Source organism: Mycobacterium sp. P2_H7 (assembly GCF_056403275.1).
This window is the reverse complement of record NZ_JBFUFU010000008.1, coordinates 83,401-96,480: the sequence shown is the minus strand read 5'-3', so window position 1 is coordinate 96,480 and position 13,080 is coordinate 83,401. Positions and strand designations below refer to the sequence as shown.

At 63.7% G+C, this 13,080-nt stretch carries 14 protein-coding genes; 10 read left to right on the top strand and 4 right to left on the bottom strand.

The features are described from left to right. Window positions 1–2 precede the first annotated feature (2 nt). From AC1DY7_RS11920 to AC1DY7_RS11880, 9 genes are all read left to right on the top strand, one after another. Window positions 3–632, top strand: a complete 630-nt coding sequence (locus AC1DY7_RS11920) for a YveK family protein (RefSeq protein ID WP_477493894.1) — start codon at window positions 3–5, stop codon at window positions 630–632. After that, complete coding sequence (locus tag AC1DY7_RS11915) at window positions 629–1,405, top strand: hypothetical protein (protein ID WP_477493893.1); 777 nt, start codon at window positions 629–631, stop codon at window positions 1,403–1,405. The genes AC1DY7_RS11920 and AC1DY7_RS11915 overlap by 4 nt, the downstream gene beginning before the upstream one ends. Before the next feature lie 101 nt (window positions 1,406–1,506). Next, a complete protein-coding gene (locus AC1DY7_RS11910; protein WP_477493892.1) occupies window positions 1,507–2,730 on the top strand; it encodes an O-antigen ligase family protein in 1,224 nt (407 codons plus the stop codon). Beyond that, window positions 2,714–3,415, top strand: a complete 702-nt coding sequence (locus AC1DY7_RS11905; protein WP_477493891.1) for a YveK family protein — start codon at window positions 2,714–2,716, stop codon at window positions 3,413–3,415. The genes AC1DY7_RS11910 and AC1DY7_RS11905 overlap by 17 nt, the downstream gene beginning before the upstream one ends. A gap of 18 nt (window positions 3,416–3,433) precedes the next feature. Beyond that, the gene (locus AC1DY7_RS11900; RefSeq protein WP_477493890.1) at window positions 3,434–4,285 is read left to right on the top strand and encodes a glycosyltransferase; all 852 of its coding nucleotides are present in this window, start codon (window positions 3,434–3,436) and stop codon (window positions 4,283–4,285) included. A gap of 8 nt (window positions 4,286–4,293) precedes the next feature. After that, the gene (locus AC1DY7_RS11895) at window positions 4,294–5,532 is read left to right on the top strand and encodes a lipopolysaccharide biosynthesis protein (protein ID WP_477493889.1); all 1,239 of its coding nucleotides are present in this window, start codon (window positions 4,294–4,296) and stop codon (window positions 5,530–5,532) included. Window positions 5,533–5,537: 5 nt separating this feature from the next. Further along, window positions 5,538–6,275, top strand: coding sequence for an FkbM family methyltransferase (locus AC1DY7_RS11890; protein ID WP_477493888.1), 738 nt, complete (start codon window positions 5,538–5,540; stop codon window positions 6,273–6,275). Next, entirely contained in the window at window positions 6,272–7,324 is a 1,053-nt protein-coding gene (locus AC1DY7_RS11885; RefSeq protein ID WP_477493887.1) for a glycosyltransferase, read from the top strand. The genes AC1DY7_RS11890 and AC1DY7_RS11885 overlap by 4 nt, the downstream gene beginning before the upstream one ends. 11 nt (window positions 7,325–7,335) lie before the next feature. Further along, the gene (locus tag AC1DY7_RS11880) at window positions 7,336–8,181 is read left to right on the top strand and encodes an alpha/beta hydrolase (protein ID WP_477493886.1); all 846 of its coding nucleotides are present in this window, start codon (window positions 7,336–7,338) and stop codon (window positions 8,179–8,181) included. Here the strand turns inward: AC1DY7_RS11880 and AC1DY7_RS11875 are convergent. Both AC1DY7_RS11875 and AC1DY7_RS11870 read right to left on the bottom strand, forming a co-directional pair. Beyond that, window positions 8,168–9,088, bottom strand: a complete 921-nt coding sequence (locus tag AC1DY7_RS11875; protein WP_477493885.1) for a glycoside hydrolase 5 family protein — start codon at window positions 9,086–9,088, stop codon at window positions 8,168–8,170. The genes AC1DY7_RS11880 and AC1DY7_RS11875 overlap by 14 nt on opposite strands. Before the next feature lie 163 nt (window positions 9,089–9,251). After that, window positions 9,252–9,650: a hypothetical protein gene (locus tag AC1DY7_RS11870; protein WP_477493884.1), complete on the bottom strand. Its 399-nt coding sequence runs from the start codon at window positions 9,648–9,650 to the stop codon at window positions 9,252–9,254. A 184-nt stretch (window positions 9,651–9,834) separates the two neighbouring features. On the opposite strand from AC1DY7_RS11870, the gene ccrA reads away from it, so the two are divergent. Next, window positions 9,835–11,148, top strand: coding sequence for a crotonyl-CoA carboxylase/reductase (ccrA, locus tag AC1DY7_RS11865; RefSeq protein WP_477493883.1), 1,314 nt, complete (start codon window positions 9,835–9,837; stop codon window positions 11,146–11,148). Here the strand turns inward: ccrA and AC1DY7_RS11860 are convergent. Together AC1DY7_RS11860 and AC1DY7_RS11855 are read right to left on the bottom strand one after the other, a co-directional pair. Continuing rightward, a complete protein-coding gene (locus AC1DY7_RS11860; protein WP_477493882.1) occupies window positions 11,141–12,343 on the bottom strand; it encodes a hypothetical protein in 1,203 nt (400 codons plus the stop codon). The genes ccrA and AC1DY7_RS11860 overlap by 8 nt on opposite strands. Beyond that, window positions 12,343–13,026 (bottom strand): acyltransferase, encoded by a 684-nt coding sequence (locus AC1DY7_RS11855; protein ID WP_477493881.1) that lies wholly within the window; start codon window positions 13,024–13,026, stop codon window positions 12,343–12,345. Before AC1DY7_RS11855 ends, AC1DY7_RS11860 begins: the two co-directional genes overlap by 1 nt. Between the last annotated feature and the right edge of the window lie 54 nt (window positions 13,027–13,080).

Below are 13,080 nucleotides of genomic sequence, written 5' to 3'. Positions count from 1 at the left end.
GTTTGACAGTAGACGAGTTGGTGGCTGTGGTGCGCCGTTACATCCTGGTGTTGTTGGCCGGGGTGGCCATCGGCGCTGGGGCGGGCGTAGCGGCGTCGACTCTGACGAGGCCCACCTACATCGCCACCGCGAAGGTCATGGCCGTACTCGCCGACGGCACAACGGATCCGCTCGATCCGCGCTACTCCGGCGGACTCGCCTCGACCTCATTCATCAAGTCTCGCATCGTCGAATACACGACCTTCGCTTCGACCGAGTCCTTCCTGCGTCGCGTCATCGAGACGAATCACCTGCCGGTCAAGCCCGCTGATCTCTCCAGAGATATGACAATGACGTCCCCGAAGGACAGTTCGCTCATCATGATCACCGTGCGGTCGGGCTCGCCGGTGACCGCAGCCGATGTGGCCAATGCGACGGCGAATGTGTTGGCCAGGGTGATCCCGGAACGGGAGCCCAGGCTACCGATGCGTGCGACGGTCGCCGAAGGCGCAGTGGTGCCGAGGTTGCCCGCCGAACCGCAGCGGCGCCGAATCATCCTGCAATGCTCCGCGCTCGGATTCATCTTCGCGGCAGTCCTTGTCGGGGGTTTGGTCGGCCTCAGCGGGCGTAGACAAGCGGAGCGAGTCCGATGACCGATGTGGGCGCTCGTCACGTACGGCGGGAGAGTGTCGCCGACCGGCTCCGACGGCATCGTCAGGCCATCGTGGCAGCGCTGGCCGTCGCCTTCTTGATCGCGGTGGTGTGCACCGTCGACACCACGCGGTGGACGAATCTGCTTTCCCGCAGCGGCGGTTCCAGCGATCACCGGACCTTCGCGGGGGAGCAGGCCGACACGGCCGACGCGTTGACGGGATTCGACGTCATCTACCGTGGCGGCAACGAATCACCGCTCACCCTGACGCCGCGCGGACTGGCTCTCGGCACGGCCACCGAGGACAATTCGGCGTTGTACCTTCAGCGCCAGATGCCCGGCGCGGTCAACCGCATCGGCGTCACGGCCAACTTCGATGTTCCCCCACCGAGCGTCCCCGGCGCGGTGGCGCTCATCGTCACGGCAGATCCGATTCCGTCGGACGGGGCATCCGGGGCGGAGTTCCCGAATCTGGGCATTCACTTCGTGTTTGAACGGGAAACGTGGCTCGTCGCGGTGTGGGGTCGCGGTGGCAGCCAAGAGGTGCTGGACAAGGGGCGCTTCATGCCGCCCTTGGCCGGTGATCGGAGCGTCGACATCACCAGAACCGGCGATGGCCTCGTGATCGCATTGCCGAATGGCAAGGTCCGCAATGTCTCGGACCGACGCATTGGCGATTGGTCTGGCGCATGGTCGAATTGGGAACTCCATGAGGCCACCGCGGGTACGACGCCGGCCGTCATCCGCCAGATATGGTCGGGGTGGGCCGACTGATGCAACTCCTCGTCGTGGCCATGGCCGTACTGGCACTGACCTGTGCCGGGTTCGCCGCGTACCGGAATCGGACCTGGCACGATCTCACCAAGTACGAGAAATTGGTCGGCATCTATGTGGTGTTGATCATCGGCTGGCCACAGGTGATGACTTTCCTCGTCGCACCCCTGTTCTGGACGCATGCCGAAAGCGCAGGCCCGCTGCATCCGACACTGTGGTACCTGCCGCCTTTTGTCTTCGCGGCTGTGTATTTCGTGCACGGCCTGTTCGCCGAAGGATCGCGGTTCGATCTGGCTGCGCTCGTGCAGTATTCGAGCCTTGCGATCTCGCTGGCGTTCTTGATGGTGGGAAGCATGCGAACATCGGACATCGCAAAGTTGGCGATACCGATGACCCTGTTGCTGGTGACGTTGGTGAAGCCAACCGACATTCGAGGATCCGCAGCCGTCGGCTGGGGGTGCCGCGCGAGCCTCGTGCTGATATTGGGTGCGGTGCTCGCCGCCGTACTGGTGAATCCGTCCAGGGTGCTCGAATCGTGCAGGCTGGACAAATGCGGCATCGCGGGTGAGACCATGACCTCACCCTTCGCCGGGAACGGGAACATTCTGGGCCTGGCGATGGCGATGCTCATTCCTTTCGCGATCGCGAACATCGATCTCGTCAGTACCTTCTCGATCTTGGCCGCCGTCGGCCTTACCGCCGAAATCGCAGGCGGCCGTACGGCCGAGGTCGGAATCGTCACCGCGGGGCTGCTCGTGTTGTGCATCTGGCTGATGCCGTCGCAGCGCCGACCCATCCTCATCACCGGATTTGCGACGGCACTCGCGTTCTCCATCGTTCCCGCGATATATCCCTTCGGCGGCAGTCAGTTCACCTTCCGCGGCTTTCTGTGGAATGAGGGCCGTCTCGCCATCGCCGACCGGCCGGTGCTGGGATCAGGTCCGACTGCGTGGTTCACCATGGCGCAGACATCCATTCACAATTTGAACTACTCGCCACATAACGCGTGGCTGGATATCACCCTGTCGATCGGGCTCACCGGACTGTTGGTACTGGTCATCGCGGTTGCTGTCAAGTTCTACCTGGCCGACAGCCCGGAGCGAGACACCTTGCTGTTCTATTTCACGACGCTGCTTGCCATTTCGGCGTTGGAGTCGATCTATGTCCCATACCTGTTGGCCATCCTGCCTTTCGTCGCGATCCTGCCATTCCTCGGTGGGCCGGGAAGACCCATCGGCCACGTCGAAGAGAAGACCAAGAGTCACGAAGCAGTAGGGCGACACCGAGCAATGTCCGGAAAGGGAAACGATGGAAACACTCAATAAGATCAAGCGCCGCTTCGTCTGGGTGGTGATTTTCACTGTCCTCGGTCTGGCGGGCGGTGTCGGCTACAGCTACACGACAGGCGGGGGCTACAGCGCCACCGCTCGACTCTTCGTGAGCACCTCCGCAACCGATGCCATCGCCGCGGCGCAGGGTGATATCGCGGGGCAGGCGCGGGTCAAGACGTATGCGGTGCTCGCGACCGGGCCGCTGGTGCTGGAGCGGGCGGGCCAGAGGTCACACACGGGTGTGTCGGGCACCGACCTCGCCAGCCGGTTGACCGTGGTGCCGATACCCGAAACCGTGATCCTGGAAATAACGGTCACGGACAACGATCGGACCGTCGCCGCCGCACTGGCGGATGCGGTCGCCGGCGAATTGACCGAATTGGCAACCCAGGTCGAGACACCCATCAACGGCGGTGCCCGTGCCCAAGGTCTGCTGACCATTCAGCCCGCGAGTTCCGGTATCGCCACGGTGGGCCGGTTCAAGCCGAAACCCGTCATGCTCGGTGCCTTTCTCGGCTTCGTCACCGGGATCGTGCTGGCCGGAGTCCTGCCGCGTCGTAAGACGAAGCCCGAGCCCACACCGAAGCAGAAGGGTCCGGGCCCCGAGGCCGAGCTGAACCAAGTCTCCGCGCCCAGACATGCGGTTCTGGTCAACACCAACGGCCATTCGATTCGTTGACGAAGTGACCTGGAGCAGATGGTGATTGAGGTAGACGAGCGTCGTACCACGACGGGAACGGCGATCAGTGTGATCATCCCGTCGTACAACCCGGGCGTGTACCTCCGTGACGCCCTGGAGAGCGCACTGCACCAATTGGGTGCGGATGACGAGATCGTAGTTCAGGACGCGGGTTCGACCGACGGGACGCAAGACCTCCTCGCCGATCTCGCGCGTACCGATCCACGCGTGAAGACGGTGGTCGAACGGGACTACGGGCAATCGGACGCGCTGAACCGGGCGTTACGGCGCGTGGTGAATCCGTGGGTGCTTTGGCTGAACGCCGACGATCTGGTGCTGAAATCCGCCATCGGTGCTCTTCGGGACGTGCTGAACGACAACCCCGATCTGGACGTCGTGATGGGCGCCAGTCAGGTTGTGCGAGCGGATGGTTCGACAGTTGACACGTATGCGGGAAAACCGTTGTCCATACCCGCCATGGTGGCCGGCGGCTGTGCGGCCTTCTCCGGGTCCATCCTGATGAGGACGTCGTTCTTGTCGCGCATCGGCGGATTCGAGACGGACCTGCACACGGTGATGGACCTGTCGCTCCAGCTGCGGATGGCGGCCGCGAATCCGAGACAGACCGTCATCGCAACGCCCATCGGGGCCTTGCGTTTTCACGAAGCCTCCAAGAGCGCCAATCTCTGGCGGGAATTCGTCCGGGAGAGTCACGCCGTCCGGATGCGTCACGCCGATGGAGCGCGGCAACAATCCGCGGCACGGATAGGCACGTTGACACATATCGTCGCCGGCCCGCTGTTCCGGCTCCGGTTGACACCGGCCTATCGCAGCTTCCGACGGCTGGTTCGTCGCGGCGTGGTGCGTTAGGTCAGAACATGCAGTCCCCGACCGCAACCGATACCCGACGACGACTGCCGCGCCGCGCAGTGGGCCGCATCGGTGCCCGCGCACTCAGTTCGGTCGCCTTGGGTGCCACGCTGGCGTTGGTTGCGCGGATGACGACGCTCGATCAGTTCGGCGTCTTCATGCTGGCCTACTCCGTGGGTCTGGTGGTCGGCATCTTGTCCGGACTCGGTGCGCCGTCACGCGTTCTCCGGGCCGGGGCTGACCACGAAGCCACGCCGGGCGCCTTATTCGTGGTGTATGCAGTGATGGTCGGCGGCGCATCCGCGGCATGCGCAGTCGTGTACGGGGTGATCGCCCCGCACTGGGCCGTCTACGCCGGACTGGTACTTGCCCTGGGTGATACGTTCGTCAACTTCGCGGTGGCGCACATGACTGCCGCCGACCGGCACCTCGTCGCGAACCTGTTGGTGCTGGGCCATCGACTGATCCCGTTCGCCGCGGTCGCATCCTTCTACGTTTCGGGACCGCGGATGAACTTTGCGGCCTTCTCCGCGGTTCTGCTGGCACCGGCACTGGTGGCGCTCGTCGTTCCGGCTGTTCTGGTGTCCATCCCGCAGTCGTTGCGGCAGTGGAGATCAGCCTTCGCCGGCGGGTCGGGCTACTGGGCCTATTCGATGTCGGCTCTGATCGGACAGTTGCAGGTGCCGGTTCTGGCCGCGGTCACCTCGGCCTCGGTGGTGGCGACGTACAGTCTGGCTGCCAAGGTCGTCGGTCCGATATCGATCCTGACTGCCTCGGTCTCGGTGGTGGTCGTCCCGGAACTGGTGAGGCGGCTTGCCCAGCCGGCTCGCTTCGATCGGCTGTTCAACAGCATCATCGGCTTGGCGTTGGTCTATCTCGTCATTGTGTCGGTCCTCTCGTGGCCGTTGGCCGACCTCATCGGCTACGTGGTCGGGCCGCAGTATCGGGCTGCCGAACCCATCGTGATCGGCATGGCCATCGGAGCCGGCATCAGCGGTTGTTCTCAGGCACTGAGCGCGCGACTGCTCGCGCTGGGGCATCCTCTTCCCGCGAGCATGGCGATTCTCGCGGGCGGATTGGTCGGCCTTGCCCTCTTGGGTGCGGCCGGAATGCTGGACCTGGTCGGCGAACTGTGGTTGGTACCGCTGGTCGTGGAGATCGTTGTCGTCGTGGCGATGGTCATGGCGAACTACACGTGCAGCTCCGCACTACGTCCCGCCGGAAGGCGAAGTGGGTCGGCGGCATGAGATCGATGGACGGAGCATTACTCGGGTTGCGCTGCCGCAAGCTGTGGTGGCTTCTTCGGCGGCCGGGTTCGTGGCCGCTGCTGCGAGCCGGTATCGCGCCATCGTTGGAACACAGTGGGCTACTCTCCGGCCGGCGGTTCAACTCGCTCATCGACATCGGTGCCAACCGCGGTCAGTTCACGGTCTGGGCCGCCGCCGTTCTCGGCGTCGAACACATTGTCTGCGTCGATCCGCTCCCCGACGCCGACACGTACCTCACCAAGGTCGCCGCGTATCTGCGTCCGCGGCGCGTCACCATCGTCAACGCCGCTCTCGGGTCCGTCCGCAGCCGGCAGACGTTGCATGTGACGGCGGCGTCCGACAGCTCGTCGCTGCTACCGGTCGCACCGGGGGCGGAACTTCCGGTGGCGCTGCGCGAGGTCGGGCAACATGAGGTCGACGTATTCGCCGGCGACGACGTGCTGACGGGCCCGTTCGACAGACCGCTGCTCGTCAAGATCGACGTCCAAGGTTCGGAATTGGATGTCCTGTCCGGTCTCACCCACGTGCTGACCCATACGGATGCGATTCTTGTCGAAGTGTCGTTCGGTGACTTCTACTGCGGGCAGTCGGATGCGACCGCTGTCATCGGATCGATTCTGGACGCAGGATTCACGCTTGCCGGGGTGGCTCGGGTCCCCGGGTCGAGTCGCATCTGGGATCTCGACCAGGCCGACCTGCTGTTCGAACGCAGGCAGTCATGACGAACGTACTGATTGTGGGCCCGGTGCCCCCGCCGGTAGATGGTCGTGCGTTGGTGACCAGTTGGCTCATCCAGCGAACCCGAGCTGCCGGAAACCACGTCGATGTGGTCGACACCCATGTCAGCGCGATACGGAAAGCACTGCGGTGCCTGCACATTGCCCTTGCGATGTTGTGTGGCCGGGTGCCTGATCGCCTGGTTGTCATCGCCTCCGGCGAAGCGGGCCTCGTTACCGAGGCCGTGACGTTGGCGGCGTCTCGGTTCCGACGCGTTCCGACCTCACTGATGCACCACTCCGCGCACTACGTGCGTGACAATTCGAACTTCCTGAGGTTGGCGCTCGCTGCCGGAGGCCCGTGTATGCGACACGTGGTGCTCGATACGAACATGGGGATCGCGCTCGCCGCGCGATACCGCATCGACCCTGATCGATTCGTCGTCGTCGACAACGCGGGTCTGATGCCGCTGCCACCCGAGACGGACTCGCCTGCCATCCGGTCCGGGGTGATCCATCTGTCGAACTTGTCTGTGGCGAAAGGGCTTGATGCGGTTCTGGACGTTGCAGAACGAACCGGCGTGAGCGTCCGCTTGATCGGGTCCGCCGGACCGGAGATCAGTTCGCTATTGGATGACGCACGCCGCCGGGGTGTCCCGTTCGAGGCGATCGGGCCGCGGCACGGACAGGACAAGCTTGAGGAGCTGTCCCGGGCTCGTTGCTTTCTCTTGCTGTCCTCCTACCACCACGAGGCGCAGCCGCTCGTCTTGTACGAGGCGGTGAGCATGGGTTGCCTACCGATCGTGTGGCGTACCGGTTGGATAACCGAGCAGATGCAGCGATTGGGTCTCGGCGCCCACGTGCTTGAGCCGGGTGACATCGACGGTGCGGCACGGTTGGTTTCGGATATCACGATGATGGATGCGGCTGCGTTCGAGACGCTCTCGCGCCGCGCCCGCACCGCGTTCGCGGTCCATCACAACGCCACGATGGAGCAGTTTGAAGCGGCGATAGAAGACGACGCCACGATCTGCAGATCGGATCACCGCGTGTGAGAGGGAACGGAATGCAGCTGCTCAACCGCCGCACCCTGCTGGCGATGGGGCTCGGCGGTCTCGCGGCGAGCGCGCTCGCCGCATACGATCGTGACACGAATCCCGAAGTGCAGATGGTCATCAGGCCACCGTCGTCGGAGCGCGATCCGGCCATCCAGCGGGGTTCGTTCGTTTCCCAGGCGCGGGGTGGCGTCCGCACCAACTGGGCCATCGCGCGACCGGACGGTCACCACGAACGGCTCAGACCCGTGATCGCATTGCATTGGCGTACCGGTGATGCCGAGAAAGTCATGCAACTGGGGATGCGTCGTAAACTCACCGCCGCCGTGGCGAACGGATCACCGCCATTCGCTGTCGCGAGTGTCGATGGAGGGGACACCTATTGGCATGCCCGGATGGCGGGGGGCGACTCAGGGGCGATGATTCTCGACGAATTCCTCCCGCTGCTTGAACGTGAAGGGTTGGACACCTCCAGGGTTGCTTTCATGGGCTGGTCGATGGGCGGCTACGGTGCACTGCTGCTCGGGGCGCATCTGGGTTGGCCCAGGGTGGCTGCCATCAGCACCACGAGCGCGGCGTTCTGGACCGAAGACGCCTTTCCCGAACAAGCTTTTGACGGAGTCGAAGACTTCCGATCGCACTCGATCTGGGGTCTGGAAGCCTTGGCAGATATTCCGCTACGCATCGATTGCGGAACCGGTGACCCGATGTATGACGGGGCGCGAAAGTATGTGTCTCAGTTGTCGACACCGCCTGCAGGCAGCTTTTCGTCCGGTGCGCATGACGGGGAGTTCGCCTCGAGTCAGCTGCCGGCAGAGCTGAGTTGGATCGGGCCGCTGCTGGTCACCGATCCGTGACGACTGCCGAACGAACTGCGGCGACGGCAGGTTTCGGTGTGAAGTCATAGCGGTACAGACCGAAGTTCATGTCCGGGTCGGGTGAATCCGGCGCCAGGTCAACGGTGTTGAAGATGAAGAAGCCGCCGATCCACGGAACGGCGCGGGCGTTCCCGACTGCGTCCTTCAGCTTGGTGGCCTGGTCGAGTTCGCTGCTGGACACGGCGGTGTTGCCCGTCGGTTGGCCGTACTCGGTGATCCACACCTGTTTGTGGTCATCACCGTGGTCATGCATGACCTGTCGGATCTGCGGCACGATCGTCCCGAGTCCACTGGTGAAGGACAACGGCAGCGGATACGTGTACGGGTGCACGGCGATTCCGTCGAAGTAGCTGCCTGCTCCCCGGGCGTACAACTCCTGAACAAAGTCGATGTCGCGCACACCGATGAGATTGCTCGACGTGCCGCCCGTCACTATCGGCACCACGCTGCCGGACCGTCGGATGCCCTCCGACGCCTCGCGCAGAAGTGGGAGGTAGGTATCCACCGTCGGCGGGTCGAGATAGTGCGGCACGTTGGGTTCGTTCCAGATCTCCCAACAGCTGGTAGCGGTCAAGTATCTGCTGGCAGCAGCGTTGGCGAAAGTTCCGAAATCTCTTGCATCGATGGGCGGGTTGCCGTTGGCTGCAGGATCGGCGGCTGGGTCTTGCGCCCATCGAGGGGCCGGACCCTCCAGTGTCATCAAGATCTGCAGCTTGTGGCCGAGAGCAGTTCCCACTGCCAAATCAACGGCATCCCAGCGAAACTGTCCGCCTAGGTCAGGTTCGATCAGATTCCACTTCACCGAGATGCGAATCGCATTCACTCCGGTCGCCGCGATCGCGTCGACTTCGCGGCCGATGTCGGTGCCAGGCAGCATCGTAGCCACGGTCGCCACCCCGAGAAGTTGCCGTGACCACCGTTCCGCATCGGCTCTGGGCGGAAGCGATGAGGTTGACATTGCGCACACCACGACCACCAGGGCGGCAGAGTAACGGGTGAAAAGGGAGCCTGGCCACCACGTCATGACGATTTCTCCGACCGGCTATGAACTAGACGGCGCCTTCGCAACCCTCGATGGGCTTGGGCTCGAATAGTTCTGGGTGTTTCGCCTTGTACTGCACACACAGTTCGGGGTGGTCCTGCAGCCATTTCACGTCGGCGGCGTGCTGTTTGGCGGCACGCCCTTCCGGACTCGCCGCCGAGTGGCCGGCGCTCGTCGATGACGCGAGTCGGTCGTTGCAGTACAGGGACAGATAGACCTTCTTGGTGCTCATTTCTTTCCGCCACGACGAGACGATGCAGTCATCCAGGGACACGCTGTCACCCACGACGGTGGCAAGCACCACCTCGGCCTTCCAGATCTTCGAAATCTGGGCGGACGCCTCGGAATAGGTCTGCCCGACGAGTGGATCTGTAGCTGATGCAACACCAGTGCTACCAACAGCCACCGTTGACGCAGCTACGAGTTGGAGGAGCGCTATTGCGCAGTGTCGGAAAGAGTTTGCCATCATGGCCCGCCTCTGCACTCGGTCAGTGTGGGCGCCCGAATCGAGCTGGCCACATGCCTGATGCTATGACTGTCGATCGGCGGGCCGCGGCCGTTCGGCAAACTTTTTTTCGAAAGCGTCAGTATTGTGCCGCAAACGAATTACGATCACTCAAGGTCACGCTTCGCATCATGAAAATGGGGGTGCAATGATGCTCAAGGAACTTTACGACCTCGGCGAGATTCCTCCGACCGGCGCTGTGCCCGAATCGATGTGGGCTTCGGTCATCCGGCCCGATCGATACGGACATCCTGCCGACGCCTTCCAGACGGAGGTGATCCCGGTTCCGAAAGTCGGTCCGGGCCAGGTGCTTGTGTACATGATGGCGGCCGGCATCAACTACAACAACGTGTGGGCCGCGCTGGGAAAGCCGGTCGACGTCGTGGCTATGCGCCGCCGCCGGGATCCGCTGGCCGAGAACTTTCATGTCGGCGGTTCCGAGGGGTCGGGAATTGTCTGGGCGGTGGGAGATCGGGTCAGCCAGGTGAAAGTAGGAGACCACGTCGTGCTCTCCTCGTGTCAGTGGGATGAGTCCGCTGCTGATATCCGTGCTGGTGTCGACCCGATGATGTCGACGACTCAACAGGTTTGGGGCTACGAGGAGAACTTCGGATCGTTCGCACAGTTCTCGGTCGTCGACGAATATCAGATCCACCCTAAGCCGAGTCGGCTGTCCTGGGCCGAGGCGGCGTGTTTCATGCTGACCGGCGCGACAGCGTACCGACAGCTCACCGGCTGGCAACCGAACGTGGTGCGGCCCGGTGACCCGGTCCTCATCTGGGGCGGATCCGGCGGTCTCGGCTCTATGGCGATACAGATCGTCAGATCATTCGGCGGATCCCCGATCGCGGTCATCTCCAACAACGACCGCAGCGAACATTGCCTTCGGCTCGGCGCCCAAGGTGTGGTTAACCGCACCGAGTTCCACCATTGGGGTCGGATGCCGGCGCTCGACGACACCGAGCGCATGAGTGAGTGGTCCCGTGAGGTACGCCGCTTCGGACAGGCATTCTGGGAAGCCCTCGGCGATCGGCGGTCCCCGCGCATCGTGCTGGAGCACGTCGGCGAGGGCACTGTACCGACTTCGATGTTCCTCTGCGACACCGGAGGAATGGTCGTGCTGTGCGGTGCCACCTCAGGCTTCCATGCGGATGTGGACCTCCGTTACCTGTGGATGCGTCAGAAGCGCTTCCAGGGTTCGCATTTCGCCAATTTCGAGCAGTGCCGAGCCATCACCGAACTCGTCGCGCGGGGAACTGTCGATCCCTGCCTCTCCTACATCGGAGGGTTCGACGATGTCGGCAAGATGCATCAACTGATGTTCGACAACCAACACCCGAGCGGCAACATGTCGGTGCTGGTCAACGACATCGCCGAAAAAGGGGCCGTCCTCACCTGAGGTCGGCACCCGTGGCGACACGACGCAACGCGGCGTCGATACTCCCACGGTCGAACTGCGTGCCGTAGAAGGTGGCGCTCAGGTGGAGCTGATTGTCCACCCTGTTCGTCGCAAGCGTGACTTGACTCGAATAGCCGATCGGGGCGTGTCGCAGATAGACCCGGTCGGCTTCGGGCTCTGCCCAGCGGATCTTGCGTGCCGCGGGCGATTCCCCGTGATCGGTGACGACCAGGCGTGCACGGCCGGCATCGCAGCGTTGTGTGACCGCTTGCGCGGTGGGCCTCAGAAGGCCGGCGAGTGCCGCCAGACCGAACCGGGACAGCGATCGGTAACCCGTTGTGTAGCGGTCGATCTGGTCTCCGATGGCGCGCGCACTGAACGGTGGATCCACCACAATCGGTGCGACCCCGACAAAGTTCGACAATGTGCCGGTTCCTGTGGGCAGGTACCTGCCCAAGTCGACCATCACGCCGACGGCCGGGTCGGTTTCGATGCCGACTGCGTTCAGCGCGTGCAGCATGGCCGACGTGAGCATCGCCAGCACCGAGGCACCCGGGTTGTCGCGGTCGCGCCGAGCACGGACCTGGCGCAGGAACTCAGGATCACTACGGACGAACACCACATCCGTCGTTTCTTCGAACGGACCGCTGCAGCTCGGCGGGTTCGGTCCGCGCTCAAGGTCGATGGCCGCAACGAGCTTGCGCGGATCGACCCGCGCCGAATGCGTCAACGCGCGGAGCAACGGGGCCCTGCAGTCGGTCAGCGGCTGAGGGTCGGCGAATAGCATTGCGTCGGAAGTGATTGCCGCAATGAGCTCGGTGATGAACTTCCCGCCACCCAGACCGTGGTCGAAGTCGATGAACAACCACGGGTCTGCCAGGTAGAGGTGCATTGGTGTCCGGTGATCCGCGTCCACCACGAAGTCGGTGAGGGCGCGGCCGGGGTCTGTGACATCCAGCGCGGGATTTTCGATGATCGTCACCGACTCGGTGCCGGCGGTCGGGTCGAACTGCCACCGCCGAGATGTCGGGTCGGGAAACAGGCCGATCCGGTTCGACGGTCCGCCGGCGGCGATCCGGCCCAGTCGCTCGCGCAATCGGGCTGAGTCGTCCATATTTTCCAACGGGCCGACGAAGTATCGGCCCCTGTTCCCGGCGAACAGGCAGTCGTTGCGACTGACGGAAGCTCCTGTCATCAATCGATGGCACCCAGCTCACGATGGAAGAACGCGGCGTCCTCGGGCAGTTTCTTGATCTTGCGGGCCGGCGTTCCGCCGTACAGCGTGAACTCTTCGGCCAGATGGCCGGCCACCGTCGACCCGGCGGCCACGATGGAGCACGGCGCCACGATGGTGCCCGCGAGCACGGTGGAGCTGGCGGCGACGATCGAATGGTGACCGATGCGCACGGGCGCGGTCAGTTGACGGGCCGTCACGTAATCGGGGCCATGGGTGACGACGAGGCTGCGCAACCCGCCGAGGACGGCGTACGGCTCGATCACCACCTCATCGGAGCAATACAGGATGTGCCGCGTCGTGATGGCGGCCTCGTCACCCAGAATGAATCCCGGTCGCCGGTCCGGGGAGTGGGGGAAGAACCCCGCCGAGCGCGGCGGAGAGGTTATCCAGTTCATCGGCCCGACGGTGGCGCGGACCCCCAGGCGGACCTCATCGCAGCCCTTGATGAGGGTGAGGTGCGATACCACCGAACCCTCGGCCGCACTCAACCGGTCGACGTTGATCAAGCAAAGTCCGAAGCGTGCCGTCGGATGGATGTCCCACCCGAAGAGCCGCCGATAGATGACGTGCTTGACCGTTTGCGGTGCCGCCGCAGCGATTACCGCAAATATCATGCGCAACCGCTGCGACTTGATCGCCATCGGACCCCCTCGGGTTCAGCCCCGATGGTATCCGGTTTGCGAAATCGCTACGGG

Coding starts and splice junctions, on each gene's coding strand:
- AC1DY7_RS11860 (WP_477493882.1), bottom strand. CDS start 12,343: ATGACAGGAGCTTCCGTCAGTCGCAACGACTGCCTGTTCGCCGGGAAC.
- AC1DY7_RS11915 (WP_477493893.1), top strand. CDS start 629: ATGACCGATGTGGGCGCTCGTCACGTACGGCGGGAGAGTGTCGCCGAC.
- AC1DY7_RS11855 (WP_477493881.1), bottom strand. CDS start 13,026: ATGGCGATCAAGTCGCAGCGGTTGCGCATGATATTTGCGGTAATCGCT.
- AC1DY7_RS11880 (WP_477493886.1), top strand. CDS start 7,336: ATGCAGCTGCTCAACCGCCGCACCCTGCTGGCGATGGGGCTCGGCGGT.
- AC1DY7_RS11905 (WP_477493891.1), top strand. CDS start 2,714: ATGGAAACACTCAATAAGATCAAGCGCCGCTTCGTCTGGGTGGTGATT.
- AC1DY7_RS11895 (WP_477493889.1), top strand. CDS start 4,294: ATGCAGTCCCCGACCGCAACCGATACCCGACGACGACTGCCGCGCCGC.
- AC1DY7_RS11885 (WP_477493887.1), top strand. CDS start 6,272: ATGACGAACGTACTGATTGTGGGCCCGGTGCCCCCGCCGGTAGATGGT.
- AC1DY7_RS11890 (WP_477493888.1), top strand. CDS start 5,538: ATGGACGGAGCATTACTCGGGTTGCGCTGCCGCAAGCTGTGGTGGCTT.
- AC1DY7_RS11900 (WP_477493890.1), top strand. CDS start 3,434: ATGGTGATTGAGGTAGACGAGCGTCGTACCACGACGGGAACGGCGATC.